A 20730-nucleotide genomic window follows, 5' to 3' on the forward strand; every position below is an offset into this window, starting at 1 on the left:
GGCGGAGGGGTGTTGCGTGATCACGAACGGCTCGTGTCCGATGGGTTAAGCGGGCTCTTTTTACCAACTTTCACGAATCAGGAAGAAAAGCCCGCCGCAACGGTGATGCACCACAACGGTGAGGGTCCGGACAACGGTGAGGGTCCGGCGGACCTCGGGGTCACCGCAACCGGTGACATTCCTATACGTCCGGCGAGGACTCCCGGGACCGGAGGTCCGCGAGCGCGTCCTCCACTCCCCGGTGGAACGTGGGATACGCGAAGATCATGTGCCGCAGCGTCTCCACGGGCACCTCCGCCTGGACGGCCACGGCCAGTCCGTACATCACCTCGCCGCCCATGGGCCCGGCCGTCGTCGCCCCCACGAGCACCCCGCGGTCCGCGTCCTCGACCAGTTTGACCAGGCCCTCGTTGCCCGCCTTGTGGATCCAGCCGCGCGCCGAGGACGGCACGCGCGAGAGGCCCGTGCGCACCCGCAGCCCCTTGTCCCGTGCCTGTTGCTCGGTCAGGCCCACCGCGCCGACCTCCGGATCGGTGAACGTCACCCGCGGCAGGGCCCGGTAGTCGGCGTGCGGGCCGGGTTCGCCGAGGACCGAGCGGACGGCGATCTCCGCCTCGTACATCGCCACGTGCGTGAACGCCCCGTGGCCCGTCACGTCGCCCACGCCCCACAGCCCCGGCGCGGCCTGCATGCGGCCGTCGACGGCGAGGGCCCGCGCGCCCGGGTCGAGGCCCACGCTCTCCAGGCCCAGGCCGCTGAGGTCCACCCGGCGGCCGGTGGCGACCAGCAGTTGATCCCCCGTCAGTTCGGTGCCGTCGTCCAGCGCCATCGTGAACACGCCGCCCTCGTGCCGCACACCGGTCGCCCGCGTGCCCGTGCGCAGCACGAGCCCCTCCCCGCCGAGCACCCCGGCCAGCAGGGCGCCCGCCTCCGGCTCTTCGCCCGGCACCAGCCGGTCCATGGCCTCCACGACCGTGACGCGGGTGCCGAAGCGGGCGTAGACCTGGGCGATCTCCAGGCCGATCGCGCCGCCGCCGAGCACGAGGAGCGAGCGCGGCGCCTCCTTCGCCGAGACCGCCTCCCGGTTCGTCCAGTACGGCACGTCCGCCAGGCCCGGCACCGGCGGGATCTGCGGCCGCGAGCCGGTCGCCAGCACCACGCCCAGCCGGGCCTCGAACCGCAGCCCGTCGCCGCCGGCGCCCTCGACCGCCACCCGGCGCGGGCCGGTGAGCCTGCCGCGCCCGCGGACCAGGCGGCCGCCCTTGCCGGTGAAGCGGTCGGCGGCCACCTGGTCGTTCCAGTCGTCGGTGGCCTCGTCGCGGATCCGGGCCGCCACCGGCGCCCAGTCGGGCACGACCTGCTGCACGGCCCCGGCCATGCCGGGCACGCGCCGGGCCTCCGCCAGCAGGTTCCCCGCGCGGATCATCATCTTGCTGGGCACGCACCCCCAGTACGGGCACTCGCCGCCGACCAGCTCCGTCTCGACGCCCACCACGCGCAGTCCCGCGTCGGCGAGCCGGCCCGCGACGTGCTCACCGCCGGGGCCCAGTCCGATGACGACGGCGTCCACCTGCTCGGCCATGGCAAGCCACCTTCCGCTCGGGTCGGCCGGACAGCCCCACCATCCCACCGACCACCGGCGGCGTCATTGTCCGACGCGCCCCGGCTGGAGCGCCTTGGTGAACAGCACGGTGCCGTCCTCGTCCCGCAGCCGTACGGTGAGCTCGCCGCTGTCGCCCGCGATGGCGACCTCGCCGAAGAACTGACTGCCCTGCCCGGGCGGCACGTTGGCCGTGGCGGGCGCCTTGAGGAACGCCTGCCGGGGGCCGAACGTGCCGTCCAGCTTGTTGGCCGGGAAGCCGCCCGCGTTGAGCGGGCCCGAGACGAATTCCCAGAACGGCGCGAAGTCCTTGAACGCCGCCCGCTCCGGCGCGTAGTGCTGCGCCGAGGTGTAGTGCACGTCCGCCGTCAGCCAGACCGTGCCCGTGATCCGCCGGTGCTTGATGTGCCGCAGCAGCTCGGCGATCTGCAGCTCCCGGCCGAGCGGCGCCCCCGGGTCGCCCTGGGCCACCGCTTCGAAGTCCGCGGGCCCGTCGGTGACCACGAGCCCCAGCGGCATGTCGGAGGCGATGACCTTCCACACGGCGCGCGAGCGCGACAGCTCCCGCTTGAGCCACTCCAGCTGGCGGGCGCCCAGGATGCCCTGGGTGTCGTCGGGCCGGCGGCCGGGCGAGTTCGCGTTCCGGTACGTGCGCATGTCCAGGACGAACACGTCCAGCAGGGGGCCGTGGCGCAGGACGCGGTAGACCCGGCCGTCGCCGTCCTCGCGCTGGGTGGCCAGCGGGAAGTATTCGGAGAAGGCCCGGCGTGACCGCGCGGCGAGCACGTCGATCCGCTTCTCCGCGTAGCGCGCGTCGTCCAGGATCTGGCCCGGGTACCAGTTGTTGTGCACCTCGTGGTCGTCCCACTGGACGACGGTGGGCACCTCGGCGTTGAAGCGGCGCAGACTGGCGTCCAGGAGGTTGTAGCGGAACGCGCCGCGGAACTCGGCCAGGGTCTCGGCGACCTTCGCCTTCTCCTCCGTGGTGACGTTCCGCCAGACGCTGCCGTCGGGCAGGGTCACCGTGGGCGCGATGGGACTGTCGGCGTAGACGGTGTCGCCGCTGCAGAGGAAGAAGTCCGGCGCGAGGCGGCGCATGTGCTCGTAGATGCGGTAGCCGCCGCGGTCGGGGTTGATGCCCCAGCCCTGGCCGGCGAGGTCGCCGGACCACAGGAAGCGCACGTCCGAGCGGCGGGCCGGCGCCGTACGGAAGGAGCCCTCGACCGGGCGGCCGGTGCGGCGCGGGTCGTCCGGGTCGGCGAGCAGCACGCGGTAGTGGATCCGCTCGCCGGGCGGCAGCCCGTGCAGCGCGGTGCGCCCGGTGAAGTCCGTGTCCGGCCCGACGACCGGGCCCATGACGCGGCGCACCCTGCGGAAGGACTCCGTGGCCGATGTCTCCACGATCATCCGGGCGCGCCGGTCGGCGCGCACCCACACCAGGCCCGAAGACGCCGTCACGTCACCTGTCTGCACGCCCCACCGCGCCTCCGGCCGCCCGGACAGCGCCAGGGCCGGCGCCGCGTCGGCCGCGGCGGGCAGCGCGGTGAGCGCCGCCGCGCCCGCCGCCCCTCGCAGGACGGCTCGTCTGCCCACGCCGAACCCGGGCCCGTGCGCCATGGAATCCTCCTCGTTCACCTGTTCCTGACGGTGTGTTCCTACCGGCGTGAGGTGCCCGGCGGCCGAACGCACCGTGAACATGAGGTGCCCCGGGCCGCGGCGTCAACGGGGCACCCCGGCACGTCGCCGTCCGGGGTATATGTCCCGTATCGCGGGGTGACTACCGGTATCTGTTGGACTGTGATCCCACGAATCCGGTGGCGCCGCGCCGCCACTGCAGCAGCCCTGTGCCTGTCCGCCGTCCTCGCCCCCGCCGGTGCGCCGGCCTCGGCCACGCCGCCGCCCGCCCCGCACGACCTGCCGGAGCCGCCCGCGGCGACCACCGCCAAGGAGGAGCTGGCCGAGCTCACCGTCGAGCTGCCGCACTCCATGGCCGGCTACAGCCGCGCCAAGTTCCCCCACTGGACCAAGCAGATGGGCACCTGCGACACCCGCGAGGTCGTCCTCTCCCGCGACGGCCAGGACGTGCGGACCGACGACCAGTGCCGCTCGGTCTCCGGCCGCTGGCACAGCGCCTACGACGGCAAGGACTTCACCGTCGCCGGCCAGCTCGACATCGACCACATGGTGCCGCTCGCCAACGCCTGGCGCTCCGGGGCCGACTCCTGGAGCACCGAGCAGCGCAAGCGGTTCGCCAACGACCTCACCAACCCCCAGCTGATCGCCGTGTCCGCCGCCTCCAACCGCGCCAAGGGCGACCAGAGCCCCGACCAGTGGCGCCCGCCGCTGGGCAGCTACTGGTGCGCGTACTCCCGCGCCTGGACCCACGTCAAGCACGTGTACAAGCTCAGCGTGACCCAGAGCGAGCAGGACACTCTTGCTGCCATGCTGGACACATGCGACCGATGAGCAGCACGAGCAGCAGCCGGTGAGCGGCGGACAGCCCGGCGGGGCCCTCGTGGACCAGGTGACCGCCGGGCCGGGCGGGGCGATGACCGACGACGTCGGCGTCATCACCGGCGACCTCACCGTCGCCACCAGCGCCCTGCCCGGCGGGAAGGCCCGGATCGACGTCCAGTACACCGGCGCCGAGGAGTGGTACACCCTCACCGGCAGCCCGGTGCCCCTCCCCGGCGGCGGCCTCGCGGACCTCCACGCCCGGGTGCTCGCCCGCATCCGCGAGGGAGGCGCCGCTGAAGCGCCCCGCTGAGCACGCCCGCACCCCCACTAAGCACGCCCGAACCCCCACTATGATCACCGTCGGCCGGAAGTGATCATGCTTCCGGGCCGGACCGGGCCGATGGGGGAAACATGCGCAAGGCGGTCACCTGGACGGCACTGGCCGTGACGGCGGCCACGCTCGCGGCGGGCTGCGGGAGCCTGCCCGGCAAGGGCGGCAGCGGCGCCGCTGCCGCCGCGCCCCACGGGGCCGCCGCGCAGGACAGCGCCGCGGACGCCGGGCCGCCCGTGCACAAGGTGACCTTCGAGCTCGGCGGCACGGGCTCCTCCCAGGTCACCTACGTGGCCTGGGACCGCAACGCCACCGAGCAGGTCTCCCTGCCGTGGACGAAGACCGTCGACGTCACCTTCCGCGGCACCGAGCCCGCGGAGGGCGTCCTCCTGGCCCTCGTTCCCGGCTCCCTCCACGGGACCGGCCCCGAGCACGACGACAAGTTCGCCACGCCGCCCTGCGTGATCAAGGTCGACGGGAAGCGGGTCGCGGCGGGCGGGGGAGGCGCCTCGGCCAGGGGCTGTGAGTACACCCTGAAGGCGGCGCCGTAGCTCGTAGCAAGCTACGAACGAGCCCCGTGCCGGAGTCTGCAGCAACCGACAGTAGACTCGGCAGCGTGTCTGTGAAGCCCCGCATCCCCAATGTCCTGGCCGGCCGCTACGCCTCCGCCGAGCTGGCCGTCCTGTGGTCCCCCGAGTACAAGGTGACGCTGGAGCGGCGGCTGTGGCTCGCCGTCCTGCGCGCCCAGAAGGACCTGGGGATCGAGGTGCCGGACGCCGCCCTCGCCGACTACGAGCGGGTGCTGGAGCAGGTCGACCTCGCCTCGATCGCCGAGCGCGAGAAGGTCACCCGCCATGACGTGAAGGCCCGCATCGAGGAGTTCAACGCCCTCGCCGGCCACGAGCACATCCACAAGGGCATGACGTCCCGCGACCTGACGGAGAACGTCGAGCAGCTGCAGATCCGGCTGTCCCTGGAGCTCGTGCGGGACCGGTCCGTCGCCGTCCTCGCCCGCCTCGGCAAGCTGGCCGCGGAGCACGCCGAGCTCGTCATGGCCGGCCGCTCGCACAACGTCGCCGCCCAGGCCACCACCCTCGGCAAGCGCTTCGCGACCGGCGCGGACGAGCTCCTCGTCGCCTTCGCCCGCCTGGAGGAGCTCCTCGGCCGCTATCCGCTGCGCGGCATCAAGGGCCCCGTCGGCACCGCCCAGGACATGCTGGACCTGCTCGGCGGCGACGCCGCCAAGCTCGACGAGCTGGAGCGGCGCATCGCCCACCACCTCGGCTTCGCCCAGGCCTTCACCTCCGTCGGCCAGGTCTACCCGCGCTCCCTCGACTACGAGGTCGTCACCTCCCTGGTGCAGCTGGCCGCGGCGCCGTCCTCGCTCGCCAAGACCATCCGCCTGATGGCCGGCCACGAGCTGGTCACCGAGGGCTTCAAGCCCGGCCAGGTCGGCTCCTCCGCGATGCCGCACAAGATGAACACCCGCTCCTGCGAGCGCGTCAACGGCCTCATGGTCATCCTGCGCGGCTACGCCTCCATGGCCGGCGAGCTCGCGGGCGACCAGTGGAACGAGGGCGACGTCTCCTGCTCCGTCGTGCGCCGCGTGGCCCTGCCGGACGCGTTCTTCGCGCTCGACGGCCTCATGGAGACCTTCCTCACGGTGCTCGACGAGTTCGGCGCCTTCCCGGCCGTCGTCGCCCGTGAGCTGGACCGCTACCTCCCCTTCCTCGCCACCACCAAGGTGCTGATGGCGGCCGTGCGCGCCGGCGTCGGGCGCGAGGTCGCCCACGAGGCGATCAAGGAGCACGCGGTGGCCTCCGCGCTCGCCATGCGCGAGCAGGGCGCCGAGCGCAACGAGCTCCTCGACAAGCTCGCCGCCGACGAGCGGATCCCGCTGGACCGGGCCGGCCTCGATGCCCTCATGGCCGACAAGCTGTCCTTCACCGGTGCCGCCGCCGATCAGGCCGCCCTCGTGGTCTCCCGCATCGAGGAGATCGCCAAGCGCCACCCGGAGGCCGCCGCGTACGCGCCGGGGGCGATCCTCTGACGCCGGAGCAGCTGGAGGCCGCCCGCGACCGCCTCGTGCCGGACGTGGTCGCGGACGGCCTCAGGGTCCTCTTCTGCGGCATCAACCCGGGCCTGATGTCGGCGGCCACCGGCCACCACTTCGCCCGCCCGGGCAACCGCTTCTGGCCCGTCCTGCACGCCTCCGGCTTCACGCCGCGGCGGCTCGCCCCGGCAGAGCAGGAGGAACTGCTCCGCTGCGGGCTGGGCATCACCAACGTCGTCGCCCGGGCCTCGGCGCGGGCGGACGAGCTGAGCCCCGTCGAGTACGCCGAGGGCGGCCGCATCCTCACGGAGAAGGTGGCGCTGCTGAAGCCGCGCTGGCTGGCCGTCGCCGGCGTGACCGCCTACCGCGTCGCCTTCGGCGACAAGCACGCGCAGGTGGGCCCGCAGGAGCGGACGATAGGCGCCACCCGCATCTGGGTGCTGCCCAACCCCAGCGGGCTCAACGCCCACTGGCCCCTGCCGAAGATGGCCGAGGAGTTCGCGCGGCTGAGGGCGGCCGCCGACGGCGAGCCGGCCTGAGCGCGGCCCGGTGCAGTCCGGCACCGCCGGGACTGCACCGTGGTGGCTGGGGTTCGCTGCGGCGGAGTCAGGCCGAGCGGCCGTTGCCGGCGCCCCGGCTCGTGGCGGCCGCCCTCCCCGGAGGGGGATCACGCGTCGCGCCGGTGCAGGGACCACCAGCCCGCCGCGGCGGCCAGCGCCGCCCACAGGGCCATCACGCCCATCCCGGACCAGGCGCCCAGCGGTCCCTCCGGGACCGGGTGCAGGATCTGCTGGCCGGCCCGGTCCGGGAGGAAGGCCACCGCCTTCCCGACGCCCGGCACCCCCGCGAAGACGGGCGAGATCAGGAAGACCACGGGCGTGAGCACGGACAGCGCGCCCACCTGGCTGCGCAGCACCGCCGCCACGCCCGCCGAGAAGACGGTGAGCAGCGTCAGGTAGAGGCCGCAGCCGATCGCCGACCGCAGCGCGCCGGGCGCCCCCAGCCCCACCCCGTACTCGCCGAGGAGGGCCTGCGCGCCCAGGAAGCAGCCGAAGCCGGTCGCCAGGCCCACCGGCAGCGCCGCGGCGCCCACCACGAGCAGCTTGCCGCCGAAGAACAGGCCGCGGCGGGGCACGGCGCCGAGCGAGAGCCTGATCCCGCCCCCCGCGTACTCCCCGGCGACCGCCATCACGCCGAAGCACACGGCGGCGATGTGCCCGAAGTTCAGGCCGAAGTAGGAGCCGTAGACGGGCTCGAAGTCCGCGTTGTCGGCCTCGGCCTTGCCGACCATGGCGTGGACGAGCACGGTGACGCCGACCGTGCAGACGAAGGCGGCGAAGAGGGCCACGAGCAGGGACCGCACGGAACGGATCTTCACCCACTCGGAGCGGACGACGGGGGCGAGGGCGGTCATCGGAGCGTGCCTTCCTGGTGCGTGAACTCGGCGGAGCCGGCGGTCAGGGCGAAGTAGGCCTCCTCCAGCGAGGCGCTCTTCCCGACGAACTCGTCCAGGGGAGCGTCGGCCAGCAGCCTGCCCCGGCCCAGGACGACGAGGTGATCGGCGGTCTGCGCCATCTCGCTCATGAGGTGGCTGGAGAGCAGGACGGTCCGCCCCTCCGCGGCCAGGCGCCGGGTCAGCCGGCGCAGCTGGAGGATGCCCTCCGGGTCGAGGCCGTTGGCGGGCTCGTCCAGCAGCAGCACGGGCGGATCGCCGAGCAGCGCCGCGGCCAGGCCGAGCCGCTGCCGCATGCCGAGGGAGAAGGTGCGCACGCGCCGCCGGGCCGCGGCCGCGAGCCCCGTCTCCTCCAGCACCTCCCCGACGCGGCGGGCGGGGATGCGGTTGCTGAGCGCGAGGGCGAGCAGGTGGTCGCGGGCGGTCCGGGCCGGGTGGGCGGCCGAGGCGTCCAGCAGCGCGCCGACGTGCCGCAGCGGCTCGGCGAACGAGGCGTACGGGCTGCCGCCGACGAGCGCCGACCCGGAGGTGGGCCGGTCGAGCCCGAGGAGGACGCGCATCGTCGTGGACTTGCCGGCGCCGTTGGGGCCCAGGAAGCCGGTCACCCGGCCGGGCCGGACGGTCACGGTGAGCCCGTCCAGGGCGCACACCGGGCCGTACCGCTTGGTGAGTTCGCGGATCTCGATCAAGGTCATGGCTCAACGCTCGCCTCCGGGCCGGGGGCCGCGCTTCCCCCTCGCGCGGGGAACGTCTCCCCCGCGCGGGGGAGGCCCGCCTCCGCGGGGCGCTGGAAGGATGACGACCATGATCGTCTCCCTGCGCCCGGTGACCCGCGCGGTCACGTACACCCGCTGGCTGCACCTCGTGATGGCGGCGGTCCTCGCCACCGTGTTCGCCTTCGTGTCGCCCGGGCTTGGCAACATCAGCAGCCCGGCCGGCGCCTGGCTGCTCGTGGCACCGCTGCCGTTCCTGGCGGCGGCCGCGCTGGTCCCGGGGGTGCGGCTCGCGGAGGGCGTGCAGGCGCAGCTGCTGCTGTTCCCGGCAGGGCGGAACGGCCCGGAGCCGGACTTCACCCCCGCCCGCTCGGCCTCCTGGGCGGACCGCCGGCGCACGGCGCTGTGGCTGATCGTGCGGTACGAGGCGGGCGTGGTGACCGCGTTCCTCTCGGTCCACGCCCCGGTGCTCACGGTCGAGCTGCTCGGCGGTGCCCTCGGCGGGGGCCCGGTGCGCACGCCGCTGCCGGTCCCCGGGGCGGGCCCCTGGTCGTACGCGGCCACGGGCCTGCTGGTGCCCGTGCTGTTCCTCGCCTTCGTCGTGGCCACGGGCGAGGCGCTGGCGCGCGCCGCGCGGGCTCTCCTCGGCCCCTCCGCGGCCGAGCGGTTGGCCGCGCTGGAAGAGCGCACGGAGCGGCTGCTGGAGCACAACCGGCTCGCCCGCGAACTGCACGACTCCGTCGGGCACGCGCTGACGGTCGCCGTGGTGCAGGCGGGCGCGGCGCGCGCGGCGGGCTCGCCGGCCTTCACCGAACAGGCCCTGGCCGCCATCGAGGAGACGGGCCGGCACGCGCTGGAGGACCTGGAGCGCGTCCTCGCGGTCCTGCGCGAGGACGCTCCCGGGCCGGCCGCGGGACGCCCCGCCCTGACGGACGTCGAGCGGCTGCTCACCGCCGCCCGCGGCTCCGGCGCCGAGGTGACCGCCGAGGTCAGCGGGCCGCTGGAGGCCGTGCCGGGCCCGGTGTCCCGCGAGGGCTACCGCATCGCCCAGGAGGCGCTCACCAACGTGGTGCGGCACGCCGGCCCCGTGCCGGTCTCGCTGCGCATAGCGGTCCGTGCGGACGCCCTGGAGCTGGACATCCGCAACCCCCTTCCCGGGGCCGGGGGAAGCGCGGTCAGCGCCGTCAGCGGCGGCGGCAGCGGGCTGCGGGGCATCCGCGAGCGCGCGGCGCTCCTCGGCGGCCACGCCGAGACGGGCGTGCACGAGGGAACGTGGCGGGTGCGGGCGGTGCTCCCGCTCGAAAGCGTTCACCTAGGGTGAGGCCGTGCCGATATCTGTTCTGCTCGTCGACGACGAACCCCTGGTCCGCGCGGGTCTGCGCGCCATCCTCGAAGCACAGCCCGGCATCGAGGTCGCGGGCGAGGCCGCGGACGGCGCGGCCGTGGTCCCGATGGTGCGTCAGCTGCGGCCGGACGTCGTCGCGATGGACGTGCGGATGCCGCTGCTCGACGGCATCGAGGCGACGCGCGCCGTCCTGCGCGCGGTGGACCGCCCGCCCAAGATCGTGGTCGTGACCACCTTCGAGAACGACGAGTACGTCTACGACGCGCTGCGCGCGGGCGCCGACGGCTTCCTCCTCAAGCGCTCCGCGCCCGCCGAGATCGTCCAGGCGGTCCGCACGGTCGCCGCCGGTGACTCGCTGCTGTTCCCCGCCGCGCTGCGGCGGCTCGCCGCCGGCCGCGGCAACGAGCGGGCCCGGGCGGCCATGGAACGGGCGGCCCTGACCGCCCGCGAGGCCGAGGTGCTGCGCCACATGGCCCGCGGCCTGTCCAACGCGGAGATCGCCCGGACCCTGACGCTCGGCTCCGAGACCGTGAAGACGCACGTCAGCGCGGTGCTGGCCAAGCTCGGCGCGCGGGACCGCACGCAGGCCGTCATCGCCGCCTACGAGTCGGGGTTCGTGACGCCCGGGTGAGTCCCGAGGCTCGCCGCGGGCCATCGCACCCGATACGATCCGGCCAGTAGGCAAAGGACGCGTAAACGCGAGGAGGCGGCGACGTTGGGGCGGCTCACCGGCGGGGACCCGTCCCTGCTGCGGCGGATCAACTCGGCCGTGGTGCTGCACGCGCTCCGCACGGCTGCCTCCCCGGCGTCCCCGCTCGCCGCCGCGCCCACCCTCACGGACCTGGTCAAGGTCACCGGCCTGTCGCGGCCGACCGTGGAAGGCGTCGTCGAGGGCCTGATGGAGTCCGGCCTGGTGGTGGAGGCGCCCGCCGAGGAGGGCGAGGCGCGCCGCCAGGGCCGGCCCGCGCGCCGCTTCCGCTTCCGCGTCGAGGCGGGCCACCTGCTCGGCGTCGAGATCGGGCCGCACCGGATCGCCGCCCTGATGGCCGATCTGAGCGGCCGCGTCACGGGCTCGGCATCCGTGGAGGTCGCCGAGACGGCCCCGGCCGACGAGCGGCTGGACCGCGTACGGGACGCCGTCGCCGACCTGCTGGCGCGCTCGGGCGTGCCGCGCAGCGGGCTGCGCGCGGTCGGTGTGGCCACCCCCGGCATCGTCGAGGCCGACGGCACGGTCCGCCTCGGCACGGCGCTCCCCGGCTGGACGGGGCTGCCGCTGGGGGAGCGGCTGCGCCGCTCGTTCCGCTGCCCGGTCCTCGTGGAGAACGACGCGAACGCCGCCGCCGTCGCCGAGCACTGGAAGGGGGCGGCCACCGGCTCCGACGACGTCGTGTTCGTCCTGGCGGGCCTCAGCCCCGGGGCCGGCTCGCTGATCGGCGGGCGGCTGCACCGGGGCTTCGGAGGCGCCGCCGGCGAGATCGGCGCCCTGCACCTGCTCGGCCGGGAGGCCACGCCCGAAGAGGTGCTGTCCACGACGGGCGAGCCGCTGCACCCGCTGGACGAGGCACAAGTGGCGCGGGTCTTCGCGCTGGCGCGCGAGGGCGACGAGCGGGCCGCGGAGGCCGTGGAGCGCTTCATGCGCAGGCTGGTGCACGACGTGGCCGCGCTGGTGCTGGCCCTGGACCCGGAACTGGTCGTGGTCGGGGGCTGGGCGGCGGGACTCGACGGCGTCCTGGAGCCGCTGCGGACGGAACTGTCCCGCTACTGCCTCCGCCCCCCGCAGGTGGTCCAGTCAATGCTGGGCGAGGCGGCAGTGGCCACGGGGGCGCTGCGCTTGGCTTTGGACCACGTGGAGAAACAGCTGTTCGCGGTAGAAAGCACGGTAACGGCACGCCGCTGACCGAAAACGGCCCGGAACGCGTGCCCGCGGCGAGGGTCCGGCGGAATGCGAGCTCACCGTGACGGTACGCCCGGCACGGGCGGCTCAGCCGGCGTCAGGCCCGGGCGCGCCCGGAACACAGGCCCGCCGCAACGGCGATAGGCCACCGCGGCGTGGGTCCGGCGGCATACGAGACCACCGTGACGGCACGTCGACATGCCCGCCGCAACGGCGCTGAGCCACCGCGGCGTGAGTCCGGCGGAATGCGAGCTCACCGTGGCGGTACGGTACGTCCGGCACGGACGGCTCAGTCGGCGTCGAGGCCCGGGCGCGCCCGGGACACAGGCCCGCCGCAACGGCGGCAAGCCACCGCGGCGAGGGTCCGGCGGCATACGAGACCACCGCGACGGTACGTCCGGCACGGGCGACTCGGGCGCGTCCGCCACAAACGCCCGCCGCAACGGCGGCAAGCCACCGCGGCGAGGGTCCGGCGGAATTCTCGCGCAGCGGAGTCGTACGCCCGGCAGAAAACCGCCGGAGGCAACCGGTCAGCCCGCGGCGAGGAGCTGTACCCCCGTCTCGCCGAAGGTGAGCCGGCACGTGTCCGCGCGGTACGTCGCGACGGCCACCGCCGCCGTGGCGCCTTCGGCGAAGTAGCGCGTGGTGACGAGGAGGACGGGCGCGCCGGGCAGCCGGTCGAGCTGCTTGGCGTCCTCGGCGCGGGCCGAGCCCAGCTCCACCGCGCGGTCCTGCCCCTCCAGCGTGAGGCGCTGCAGCTCGCGCAGGACCGTCCGGGCGCGGGCGGCGCCCGGCGCGGTGTCGATCGCGGCGAGGCCCGGGACGGAGTGCCCCGGGACGTAGAGCAGCTCCGCGGCCACAGGCTGGCCGTGCGTCCGGCGGATCCGGCGGACGACGTGCACCGGCCGGTCGGCGGGCGTGCCCAGCAGGCGGGCGACGGCCGCGGGCGGGGCCTCCTCCAGGCAGCCGACGGCCTGCCAGGAGTCCGCGGAGGTGCCGGGCCAGGCCTGCTCGGCGTCGCCGACGGCCACGCCCACGCGCGGCGGGGCGACGGTCGTGCCGACGCCGCGGCGGCGCTGCAGCCGCCCTTCGAGCTCCAGTTGTTCGAGCGCCTGCCGGAGCGTGGCGCGTGCGACGCCGAACCGCGCGGCGAGCTCCCGCTCGTTCGGCAGGATCTCACCCACCGCGAACTCGGAGTCGAGCGCCTCGCTGAGCACGGTCTTCAGGTGCCAGTACTTCGGCTCCGGCACCGTATCGAGCTGCGTGGTCCCCACCCTGTTCCTCCGCAAAGCATTTTGCGCGCTTCTTTATTAAAGGTTGTTGCAGTATGGCGACCATAGGACGGTGCCCCGACTTGGTCAAGACCAATGCCCCGATTACCGTACGGGCGGAAGACAGTGGACGACAGCGGGCGAAGGCCCAGGGGGGACGGGGCGTCATGGATCAGGTCACGGTGGTCACGGGTGGCGGCCGGGGGATCGGCGCGGCGGTCGCGGTGCGGCTGGCGCGCGCGGGCCACAGCGTGGCCATCGGCTACGAACGCGCGCGGGAGGCGGCGGAGGCGACGGCGGAAGCGGTACGGGCCGAAGGCGTCCGCTGCGTGGCCGTTCAGGCGGACACCAGCGCGGAGGACCAGGTGGACGCCCTCTTCGACACGGTGCGCGCGGAGCTGGGGCCGGTGACGGGCCTGGTCAACAACGCCGGCGTCACGGGCCTGCTCGGCCGGTTCACGGAGACGCCGGTGGAGCGGATGCGCCGCGTCGTCGACGTGAACGTGACGGGCGCTCTGATATGCGCCCGCCGCGCGGCCCTGGAGATGTCCGCCCGGCACGGCGGCCGCGGCGGTGCGATCGTGAACATCTCCTCGTGCGCGGCCACCCTCGGCAGCCCCGGCGAGTACGTGCACTACGCGGCCAGCAAGGCGGCTGTGGACGCGATGACCGTGGGGCTGTCCAAGGAGCTCGCCGAGGAGGGCATCCGCGTCAACTGCGTGCAGCCCGGCCTGATCGCCACGGACATCCACGCGGCCATGGGCGACCCGGAGCGGCCGGTGCGCAAGGCCGCCGTCGTGCCCATGGGCCGCGCCGGCCGGCCGGAGGAGGTCGCGGAGGCGGTGGCGTGGCTGCTGTCGCCCGAAGCGTCGTACACGACCGGGGCGGTGCTGCGGGTGGGCGGAGGGCTGTAGGCGACCGCTATCCCGTCAGGCAGCCGAGCTTGTCGGGGTTGCGCACCAGGTAGACCGCCGAGATCCGGCCGTCCGCCACTTCCAGGCTGACGGCGCTGTCCGGGCGGCCCGCGGACAGCACGAGGAGGCCGGGCCTGCCGTTGATCTCCATGAACCGGAAGTCCGGGTCCGGCAGGGGGATCTGCGCCACCGCGTACAGGAAGCACCCGACCTTGTCCGCGGTCTCGATGACGCGCAGCGGGGCCTTGGCCTTGCCGCCGCTGTCGCCGACGAGCCGCACGTCGGGCGCGAGCAGCTCCAGCAGGTTCCCGAGGCTGCCGCCCGTGGCCGCCGCGAGGAACCTCTCGGTGAGGTCGCGCTGCTCGGCCGGGTCCACGGTGAACCGCGGCCTGCGCTCGTCGACGTGGCGGCGGGCCCGGCTCGCGAGCTGCCGCACGGACGCCTCCGAGCGGTCGAGGGTGACGGCGATCTCGCCGAAGGGGAAGCCGAACGCCTCCCGCAGGACGAACACCGCCCGCTCCAGCGGCGACAGGGACTCCAGGACCACGAGCACGGCGAGCGAGACCGAGTCCGCCAGCACCGCCCGCTCGGCGGTGTCGGGGACGGCCGGGCCGTAGTCGGTGGCGATCGGCTCCGGCAGCCAGGGGCCCACGTACGCCTCGCGCCGCGCCTGCACCTGGCGCAGCCGGTCGAGGGCCAGCCGGGTCGTGACGCGGACGAGGTAGCCGCGCGGGTCGCGCACCTCCTCGCGGCCGGCGGCGGACCAGCGCAGCCAGGCCTCCTGGACGACGTCCTCGGCGTCGGTGACGCGGCCGAGCATGCGGTAGGCCACCCCCGTCAGGACGGAGCGGTGTTCCTCGAAGGTGTCGGCGTCGGCGTCAGGTGCGGTCACCGGTCCATCCCAGCGGACGGGGCGGGGGATGTCCATGTGAAGTCCCTCTCGGCGCAAGCGGCCACCGGGCTCGTACGGGACCCGCACGGGGTCTACCCTGCGGTAACTCTTACTGACATCCTGTCTCAATACCTCACCGGTCACCCCAGGATGACGAGGAGCCACCATGGCCGACACGGTCGTCTTCCCCATTGACACCCCCGCCGGACGGCGGACGGCGCAGGTGTCCTACGAACGGCTCGGCGGCGGGGAGCCACTGGTGCTCCTGCACGGCATCGGCCACCACCTGCAGGCGTGGGACCCGGTCGCGGGCATCCTCGCCGCGGAGCGCGACGTCATCGCCGTCGACCTGCCCGGCTTCGGCAATTCGCCCGCCCTGCCGGACGGCGTCGCCTACGACCTGCGCGGCGTGGTCCCCGTCCTGCGGGCGCTGTTCGAGGCCCTGGGCCTGGACCGGCCGCACGTCGTGGGCAACTCCCTGGGCGGGCTGCTGGCCCTGCAGCTCGCCCACGAGAAGCTCGTGCGGTCCGTGACCGCGCTCTCGCCCGCGGGCTTCTGGACCGAGGCTGAGCGCCGCTACGCGTTCACCGTGCTGCGCGCGATGCGGCGCGGCGCCGAGACGCTGCCCCCGCAGGCCGTCGCCCGGCTGGCCCGCACGGCCGCCGGGCGCGCGGCGCTGGCCGGCTCCATATACGCCCGCCCGGGGCGTCGTTCGCCCGACGCCGTGATGGCCGAGACGCGGGCGCTGCGCGAGGCGACCGGCTTCACGCCCACGCTGACGGCCGGCCGGGGCGTCCTGTTCACGCACGACATAGTGGACGTCCCCGTCACCGTCGCGTGGGGCACGCGCGACCGGCTGCTGCTGCGCCGCCAGGGCGTCCGCGCCAAGCAGGTGATCCCCGGCGCGCGCCTGGTCCGGCTGCCCGGCTGCGGGCACGTGCCCATGAACGACGATCCGGCGCTCGTCGCGAGAGTCATCCTCGACGCCACGCGCTGAACGCCGGCGGCGAGGGTCCGGCGGAATGGTCAGGCCCCGGCCGGTGATCCGCCGTACGGACCCTGCGCGTTGGACCAGTCGCGCGTGGACAGCACCAGGCGGTAGCCGTCGGGGTCCTCGATCGTGACGCCCCACCGGTCCCAGTAGGGGTTGTGGGCCTCGACGCGCTTGCCGCCGTGCGCCTCCAGCCGGTCGATGAGATCCTGCGGGATCTCCTCGGCCACGTAGATGACGAGGAGATCCTCCACGGTGGGCACGGGCGCGACGAACTCGCCCTCGGAGACGACCAGTTCTAGGTGCCAGCCCGCCTCCGGCCAGCCCAGCATCAGCAGCGAGTGGTCCTCCCGGGGCGGAGCGTCCGGGGCGGCCTCGTGCCGGTAGACGACCGAGAGGCCGAGCCCCCCGGTCCAGAACCGCTCCGCCGCCGCGAGGTCGCGGGACGGGCGGGCGATCCGTACATGGGCCTTTCCGTCGACAGGCACGCCGTTTCTCCTTCGCTCGGGAACACCGGACGATCTCCGTCTGACCTGCACGGATATCATCGACCGGACAGCCCGTGGGCCGTCAATGGGGCCGCCGGGCAGCCACCGTGTCAGGAGAGCCATGCCGCCCGCCCAGCCCCGCGTCCTCTACGTCACCGACCTCGCCTACCCGGCGCGCGGGCGCAGATACTGCGACGAGGACATCTTCCTGTCCTCCCGGCTGCGGGAGGACTTCGACGTCGCCCTGTGCCACCCGCTCGACGCCGCCGCGCTCATGGACGCCTTCGACGCCGTCGTGGTCCGCAACAGCGGGCCCGTGCTGCACTACCAGGCCGCCTACGACGACTTCGCCCGCCGCGCGGCCGAGGGCGGCGTGCGCGTGTACAACCAGCTGACCGGCAAGGCCGACATGGCCGGCAAGCAGTACCTGCTGGACCTGACCGCCGCCGGGTACCCCGTCATCCCCACCGTCGACCGCGCCGCGGACACCGGCCTGCTGCCCGCCGCCGACGAGTACGTGGTCAAGCCCCGGCTCGGCGCGGACTCCATAGGCCTGCGCTTCGTCCCGCGAGAGGAACTCGCGGACCTCTCCTTCGGCCCCTCCGACGGCGTTCTGATCCAGCCGCGGATCCGCTTCCGCTACGAGGTGTCGTTCTACTTCGTCGACGACGCCTTCCAGTACGCCCTGCACGCCCCCGACCCCGCCCGCCGCTGGGAGCTCGTGCCGTACGAGCCCACCGCGGACGACCTGGTCTTCGCGCAGCGCTTCGTCGACTGGAACGGCATCGCGCACGGCATCCAGCGCGTGGACGCCTGCCGCACCCCCGAGGGCGCTCTCCTGCTGGTCGAGCTGGAGGACCTCAACCCGTACCTGTCCCTGGACCTCGTGGCCCCCGGGACGCGCGACGCCTTCACCGGCGCCTTCAAGGCAGCGCTGCACAGGCTGCTGGAGAGCTGAGCCTAGGGCTGCGCCCGCAGCCAGCCCGTGACGTCGCCGCTGCCGGCCCCGCCGGCCGGCGGCGTCACCCAGAACGCGCTGCCCTCGTCGGCGCTGAAGTGCGCGCCCGCCCGGCCGTCGCCGGAGGAGCGGCCCGTCAGGCGGCGCCCGATCCAGGGCACGAGGTGCTCGCGCGTGAAGCGGACGTCGGCGGCGCGGCGCGCCGCCCAGCCGGCGCGGACGGCCGGCGGCAGGGGCGCGCGCCAGTCGTCCTCCGCCTCGTGGCCGAGCGCCTGCCACACCGCCTCGGCCACCCGCCGGTGCCCTTCGGCGTTCAGGTGCAGGCGGTCGTCGGCCCACAGCCGCGCGTCTCCCAGCACCTCGGCGCCGAAGAGGTCCACGACCACCGCGCCGTGCCGCTCCGCCAGCTCGTCGATGAAGGAGAACAGCTGCTCCATGCGGGGGCGGAACCGCTCCAGGACCGGCCCGCGCCGGCCGGGGCTGCGCATCAGCACGAGCTGCTTGCAGCTCGGCGCGAGCCGGTCGGCGGCCTCGGCCAGCCGGGCGCACACCGCGTCCACGTCGCACTTGGGCCGCAGCACGTCGTTCAGGCCGCCGACCAGCGTCACCAGGTCCGCTCCCAGCGCGGCGGCCGGTGCGGACTGCTCGTCCGCGATCTGGCCGATCAGCTTGCCCCGCACGGCGAGGTTCGCGTAGCGGAAGCCGGGGCTGCGGGCCGCCAGCCGCGCGGCGAGGAGGTCGGCCCAGCCCCGGTAGGAGCCGTCGGGCAGCCCGTCGGACATGCCCTCGGTGAAGGAGTCCCCGACCGCGACAAAACTGGTGTACGTGGCATTCATCTGCATGGCGCGGGTGATCCTACTCCTGTCGTGCGCCGCGCCCGGCCGGGCCGTCGCTCACTGCGCCGGCCGCCCCACCAGCTCCCGGAGCAGGTCCTCCAGCGTGACCAGTCCGGCCAGCTTGCTGTCCTCGCCGATCACCGCGGCGAGGTGGGTGCCCGTGCCGCGCATCGTCGTGATGACGTCGTCCAGCGGCGTCGTCGCCGGGACCGTCGCGATCCGGCGCATCCGCTGCAGCGGGAAGGGGAAGTCCCGCGGCCGGGCGTCCAGGGCGTCCTTCACGTGCAGGTAGCCCAGGATCCGGCCCGCCGCGTCCACCACCGGGAACCGCGAGAACCCGGACTCGGCCGACAGCCGCTCCAGCTCCTCGGGCGTGACGCCCAGCGGCGCCGAGACCACCCGCTCGACGGGCGTGACCACGTCCTGCACCGGGCGCTTGCCCAGCACCAGGGCGTCCCGCAGCCGCTCCGTGGCCCGCGAGTCGAGCAGGCCGGCCGCGCTGGAGTCGGCGACGATCCGCGCGAGCTGGTCGTCGGAGTACGTGGCCGCCACCTCGTCCTTCGGCTCCACCCGCAACAGCTTCAGCAGGCCGTTCGCGAAGGCGTTGATGGCGAAGACGAACGGGCGCAGCGTCCGCGCCAGGGCCACCAGCGGCGGCCCGAGCAGCAGGGCGCTGCGCACCGGCTCGGCCAGCGCGATGTTCTTCGGCACCATCTCGCCGAAGAGCATGTGCAGGTACGTCGCCGCGCCCAGCGCGATCACGAACGAGACGGGGTGGACCAGCCCGTGCGGCACCCCGAGCACGTCGAAGAGGGGCTCCAGCAGGTGGGCGATGGCGGGCTCGGCGACCACGCCCAGCACCAGCGTGCACAGCGTGATGCCGAGCTGGGCCGCGGCCATCAGCGCCGAGATGTGCCGCAGGCCCCACAGGACGCTGCGGGCGCGCCGGTCGCCCCGGTCGGCGTACGGCTCGATCTGGCTGCGGCGCACCGAGATGAGGGCGAACTCCGCGCCCACGAAGAAGGCGTTGACGACGAGGGTCGCCAGGCCGATCAGCAACTGGACGAAGGTCATCGGCCGGCCTCCCCGGACATCCCGGCACCGGTGCCGGCGGTGGGCGGGCCGGTCAGGCGGACGCGGGCCGCGCGGTGACCGGTCGCGTCGACGACGTCGACGCGCCAGCCCGCGACCTCCACGGTGTCGCCCCGTCCCGGGATCCGGCCGAGCTCGGTGGCCACGAGACCGGCCAGGGTCTCGTAGGGGCCGTCCGGGGCGCGCAGGCCGATGATCTCCAGCTGGTCGGTGCGGGCGGCGCCGTCCGCGTCGTAGAGCGGGCGGCCCTCGGGGTCGGTGCCGGCGGGCGCGAGGTCGGGCACCTCGCGGGGGTCGTGCTCGTCGCGGACCTCGCCGACGACCTCCTCCACGATGTCCTCCAGGGTGACGACGCCGGCGGTGCCGCCGTACTCGTCGATGACGACGGCGATCGTGCGCTTGCCCGACAGCCGGTCCAGGAGCCGGTCCACGGTCAGCGACTCGGGCACGAGCAGGGGCTCGCGCAGGATCGCGGTCACCGGGTGGCGGTGGCGGCGGTCGGCGGGTATGGCCAGCACGTCCTTGATGTGGGCGATGCCGATGACCGTGTCCAGGCTGTTGCGGTAGACGGGGAAGCGGGACAGGCCGGTCGCGCGGGTGGCGTTGGCGACGTCCTCCGCGGTGGCCTGGGCGTCCAGGGCGATGACCTGGACGCGGGGCGTCATCACGTTCTCCGCCGTCAGGTCGGCGAGGCTCAGCGTCCGTACGAACAGCTCGGCGGCGTCGGCCTCCAGGGTGCCCTCCTTGGCGGAGTGGCGGGCGAGCGCGGCCAGCTCCTGCGGGCCGCGCGCGGAGGCCAGCTCCTCGGCGGGCTCCAGGCCCATGCGGTGCAGGGTGCGGTTCGCGGTGTTGTTCAGGTGCCGGATCAGCGGGCGGAAGGCCGCGGAGAACGCGCGCTGCGGGCCCGCGACCCGCTTGGCGACCGGCAGCGGGCGGGAGATCGCCCAGTTCTTCGGGACGAGCTCGCCGACCACCATCAGCACGACGGTGGACACCACCGTCGCCAGCACCAGGGCCGTCGAGGAGGCCGCGGCGGCGCCGAGGCCGATCGCCTCCATCGGGCCCGTAAGCAGCGCCGCGAGGGACGGCTTGGAGATCATGCCGATGATCAGGCCGGTGACGGTGATGCCGAGCTGGGCGCCGGAGAGCTGGAAGGTGAGGCTGCGCACGGCCTCGATCGCGCCCGCCGCGCCGCGCTCGCCGTTCTCGGCGGCGCGCTCGAGGTCGGCGCGCTCGACCGTGGTGAGCGAGAACTCCGCCGCGACGAAGACGGCGCAGGCCAGCGTCAGCAGCAGGGCGACCACCAGCAGGACTACCTCGGTCATCGGTTCACCTCCGTCTCATGATCGGACGAAGGGACGCGGACCGCGCGATGTCGGCTGCTGGGGCTACTGGGAGGCTCGCCCATGGGCGGACGCTCACACCTTTCATGTCGTACGGGA

The 20730-nt window shown here is 74.4% G+C and carries 21 protein-coding genes; 11 read left to right on the forward strand and 10 right to left on the reverse strand.

The features are described from left to right. Positions 1 to 181: 181 nt before the first annotated feature. Entirely contained in the window at positions 182 to 1582 is a 1401-nt protein-coding gene (locus ACSNOH_RS01775) for a dihydrolipoyl dehydrogenase family protein (protein WP_436719347.1), read from the reverse strand. A 63-nt stretch (positions 1583 to 1645) separates the two neighbouring features. Beyond that, positions 1646 to 3217: an alkaline phosphatase D family protein gene (locus tag ACSNOH_RS01780; protein ID WP_436719348.1), complete on the reverse strand. Its 1572-nt coding sequence runs from the start codon at positions 3215 to 3217 to the stop codon at positions 1646 to 1648. Between the two features lie 183 nt (positions 3218 to 3400). Here ACSNOH_RS01780 and ACSNOH_RS01785 point away from each other — a divergent pair, with 183 nt between their 5' ends. From ACSNOH_RS01785 to mug, 5 genes are all read left to right on the forward strand, one after another. Further along, positions 3401 to 4066, forward strand: coding sequence for an HNH endonuclease family protein (locus ACSNOH_RS01785; RefSeq protein WP_436719413.1), 666 nt, complete (start codon positions 3401 to 3403; stop codon positions 4064 to 4066). Between the two features lie 82 nt (positions 4067 to 4148). Next, positions 4149 to 4367 carry a hypothetical protein gene (locus ACSNOH_RS01790; RefSeq protein WP_436719414.1) on the forward strand — a complete coding sequence of 73 codons (219 nt, stop codon included), beginning with the start codon at positions 4149 to 4151 and terminating at the stop codon, positions 4365 to 4367. Between the two features lie 101 nt (positions 4368 to 4468). Beyond that, the gene (locus tag ACSNOH_RS01795; protein ID WP_436719349.1) at positions 4469 to 4939 is read left to right on the forward strand and encodes a hypothetical protein; all 471 of its coding nucleotides are present in this window, start codon (positions 4469 to 4471) and stop codon (positions 4937 to 4939) included. A gap of 65 nt (positions 4940 to 5004) precedes the next feature. Beyond that, positions 5005 to 6438: an adenylosuccinate lyase gene (gene purB / locus ACSNOH_RS01800; RefSeq protein ID WP_436719350.1), complete on the forward strand. Its 1434-nt coding sequence runs from the start codon at positions 5005 to 5007 to the stop codon at positions 6436 to 6438. Then, entirely contained in the window at positions 6435 to 6980 is a 546-nt protein-coding gene (gene mug, locus ACSNOH_RS01805; protein ID WP_436719415.1) for a G/U mismatch-specific DNA glycosylase, read from the forward strand. The genes purB and mug overlap by 4 nt, the downstream gene beginning before the upstream one ends. A gap of 128 nt (positions 6981 to 7108) precedes the next feature. On the opposite strand, the gene ACSNOH_RS01810 is transcribed toward mug, so the two are convergent. Further along, positions 7109 to 7855 (reverse strand): ABC transporter permease, encoded by a 747-nt coding sequence (locus tag ACSNOH_RS01810; RefSeq protein ID WP_436719351.1) that lies wholly within the window; start codon positions 7853 to 7855, stop codon positions 7109 to 7111. Continuing rightward, positions 7852 to 8589 carry an ABC transporter ATP-binding protein gene (locus ACSNOH_RS01815; protein ID WP_436719352.1) on the reverse strand — a complete coding sequence of 246 codons (738 nt, stop codon included), beginning with the start codon at positions 8587 to 8589 and terminating at the stop codon, positions 7852 to 7854. Before ACSNOH_RS01815 ends, ACSNOH_RS01810 begins: the two co-directional genes overlap by 4 nt. Before the next feature lie 109 nt (positions 8590 to 8698). Here ACSNOH_RS01815 and ACSNOH_RS01820 point away from each other — a divergent pair, with 109 nt between their 5' ends. The 3 genes from ACSNOH_RS01820 (at position 8699) to ACSNOH_RS01830 (ending at position 11849) form a co-directional block, all read left to right on the forward strand. Further along, entirely contained in the window at positions 8699 to 9928 is a 1230-nt protein-coding gene (locus ACSNOH_RS01820; protein WP_436719353.1) for a sensor histidine kinase, read from the forward strand. A 4-nt stretch (positions 9929 to 9932) separates the two neighbouring features. After that, positions 9933 to 10583: a response regulator gene (locus tag ACSNOH_RS01825; RefSeq protein ID WP_436719354.1), complete on the forward strand. Its 651-nt coding sequence runs from the start codon at positions 9933 to 9935 to the stop codon at positions 10581 to 10583. 84 nt (positions 10584 to 10667) lie between these two features. Beyond that, on the forward strand, positions 10668 to 11849 hold the full coding sequence (locus ACSNOH_RS01830; RefSeq protein WP_436719355.1) for an ROK family protein: 1182 nt from the start codon (positions 10668 to 10670) through the stop codon (positions 11847 to 11849). A 527-nt stretch (positions 11850 to 12376) separates the two neighbouring features. On the opposite strand, the gene ACSNOH_RS01835 is transcribed toward ACSNOH_RS01830, so the two are convergent. Further along, positions 12377 to 13120 carry a GntR family transcriptional regulator gene (locus ACSNOH_RS01835; protein ID WP_436719356.1) on the reverse strand — a complete coding sequence of 248 codons (744 nt, stop codon included), beginning with the start codon at positions 13118 to 13120 and terminating at the stop codon, positions 12377 to 12379. Positions 13121 to 13284: 164 nt separating this feature from the next. Between ACSNOH_RS01835 and ACSNOH_RS01840 the strand changes: the two genes are divergently transcribed. Then, positions 13285 to 14031, forward strand: a complete 747-nt coding sequence (locus ACSNOH_RS01840; protein WP_436719357.1) for an SDR family oxidoreductase — start codon at positions 13285 to 13287, stop codon at positions 14029 to 14031. 7 nt (positions 14032 to 14038) lie between these two features. Here ACSNOH_RS01840 and ACSNOH_RS01845 read toward each other — a convergent pair whose 3' ends face one another. After that, on the reverse strand, positions 14039 to 14959 hold the full coding sequence (locus ACSNOH_RS01845) for an RNA polymerase sigma-70 factor (protein WP_436719358.1): 921 nt from the start codon (positions 14957 to 14959) through the stop codon (positions 14039 to 14041). Positions 14960 to 15089: 130 nt separating this feature from the next. Here ACSNOH_RS01845 and ACSNOH_RS01850 point away from each other — a divergent pair, with 130 nt between their 5' ends. Next, on the forward strand, positions 15090 to 15920 hold the full coding sequence (locus tag ACSNOH_RS01850) for an alpha/beta fold hydrolase (protein WP_436719359.1): 831 nt from the start codon (positions 15090 to 15092) through the stop codon (positions 15918 to 15920). 29 nt (positions 15921 to 15949) lie between these two features. Here the strand turns inward: ACSNOH_RS01850 and ACSNOH_RS01855 are convergent, their stop codons facing one another. Further along, positions 15950 to 16402: a VOC family protein gene (locus tag ACSNOH_RS01855; RefSeq protein WP_436719360.1), complete on the reverse strand. Its 453-nt coding sequence runs from the start codon at positions 16400 to 16402 to the stop codon at positions 15950 to 15952. 121 nt (positions 16403 to 16523) lie between these two features. Here ACSNOH_RS01855 and ACSNOH_RS01860 point away from each other — a divergent pair, with 121 nt between their 5' ends. Beyond that, positions 16524 to 17360, forward strand: coding sequence for a hypothetical protein (locus ACSNOH_RS01860; protein WP_436719361.1), 837 nt, complete (start codon positions 16524 to 16526; stop codon positions 17358 to 17360). A 2-nt stretch (positions 17361 to 17362) separates the two neighbouring features. Here ACSNOH_RS01860 and ACSNOH_RS01865 read toward each other — a convergent pair whose 3' ends face one another. Genes ACSNOH_RS01865 through ACSNOH_RS01875 form a run of 3 tightly spaced genes read right to left on the reverse strand, consistent with a single transcriptional unit; the run spans position 17363 to position 20613 of the window. Continuing rightward, a complete protein-coding gene (locus tag ACSNOH_RS01865) occupies positions 17363 to 18202 on the reverse strand; it encodes an SGNH/GDSL hydrolase family protein (RefSeq protein WP_436719362.1) in 840 nt (279 codons plus the stop codon). Between the two features lie 51 nt (positions 18203 to 18253). Continuing rightward, complete coding sequence (locus ACSNOH_RS01870) at positions 18254 to 19270, reverse strand: hemolysin family protein (RefSeq protein ID WP_436719363.1); 1017 nt, start codon at positions 19268 to 19270, stop codon at positions 18254 to 18256. Further along, entirely contained in the window at positions 19267 to 20613 is a 1347-nt protein-coding gene (locus ACSNOH_RS01875; RefSeq protein WP_436719364.1) for a hemolysin family protein, read from the reverse strand. Before ACSNOH_RS01875 ends, ACSNOH_RS01870 begins: the two co-directional genes overlap by 4 nt. Positions 20614 to 20730: the final 117 nt, after the last annotated feature.

The sequence above is a fragment of the Streptomyces sp. URMC 127 genome, from assembly GCF_051386535.1.
GTDB lineage: Bacteria > Actinomycetota > Actinomycetes > Streptomycetales > Streptomycetaceae > Streptomyces.

Excerpts from the sequence above, each read along its gene's own strand:
- ACSNOH_RS01775 (WP_436719347.1), bottom strand. The coding sequence starts at position 1,582 with ATGGCCGAGCAGGTGGACGCCGTCGTCATCGGACTGGGCCCCGGCGGT.
- ACSNOH_RS01780 (WP_436719348.1), bottom strand. The coding sequence starts at position 3,217 with ATGGCGCACGGGCCCGGGTTCGGCGTGGGCAGACGAGCCGTCCTGCGA.
- ACSNOH_RS01790 (WP_436719414.1), top strand. The coding sequence starts at position 4,149 with ATGACCGACGACGTCGGCGTCATCACCGGCGACCTCACCGTCGCCACC.
- ACSNOH_RS01795 (WP_436719349.1), top strand. The coding sequence starts at position 4,469 with ATGCGCAAGGCGGTCACCTGGACGGCACTGGCCGTGACGGCGGCCACG.
- ACSNOH_RS01810 (WP_436719351.1), bottom strand. The coding sequence starts at position 7,855 with ATGACCGCCCTCGCCCCCGTCGTCCGCTCCGAGTGGGTGAAGATCCGT.
- ACSNOH_RS01815 (WP_436719352.1), bottom strand. The coding sequence starts at position 8,589 with ATGACCTTGATCGAGATCCGCGAACTCACCAAGCGGTACGGCCCGGTG.
- ACSNOH_RS01820 (WP_436719353.1), top strand. The coding sequence starts at position 8,699 with ATGATCGTCTCCCTGCGCCCGGTGACCCGCGCGGTCACGTACACCCGC.
- ACSNOH_RS01840 (WP_436719357.1), top strand. The coding sequence starts at position 13,285 with ATGGATCAGGTCACGGTGGTCACGGGTGGCGGCCGGGGGATCGGCGCG.
- ACSNOH_RS01845 (WP_436719358.1), bottom strand. The coding sequence starts at position 14,959 with ATGGACATCCCCCGCCCCGTCCGCTGGGATGGACCGGTGACCGCACCT.
- ACSNOH_RS01850 (WP_436719359.1), top strand. The coding sequence starts at position 15,090 with ATGGCCGACACGGTCGTCTTCCCCATTGACACCCCCGCCGGACGGCGG.
- ACSNOH_RS01860 (WP_436719361.1), top strand. The coding sequence starts at position 16,524 with ATGCCGCCCGCCCAGCCCCGCGTCCTCTACGTCACCGACCTCGCCTAC.
- ACSNOH_RS01865 (WP_436719362.1), bottom strand. The coding sequence starts at position 18,202 with ATGCAGATGAATGCCACGTACACCAGTTTTGTCGCGGTCGGGGACTCC.
- ACSNOH_RS01870 (WP_436719363.1), bottom strand. The coding sequence starts at position 19,270 with ATGACCTTCGTCCAGTTGCTGATCGGCCTGGCGACCCTCGTCGTCAAC.
- ACSNOH_RS01875 (WP_436719364.1), bottom strand. The coding sequence starts at position 20,613 with ATGACCGAGGTAGTCCTGCTGGTGGTCGCCCTGCTGCTGACGCTGGCC.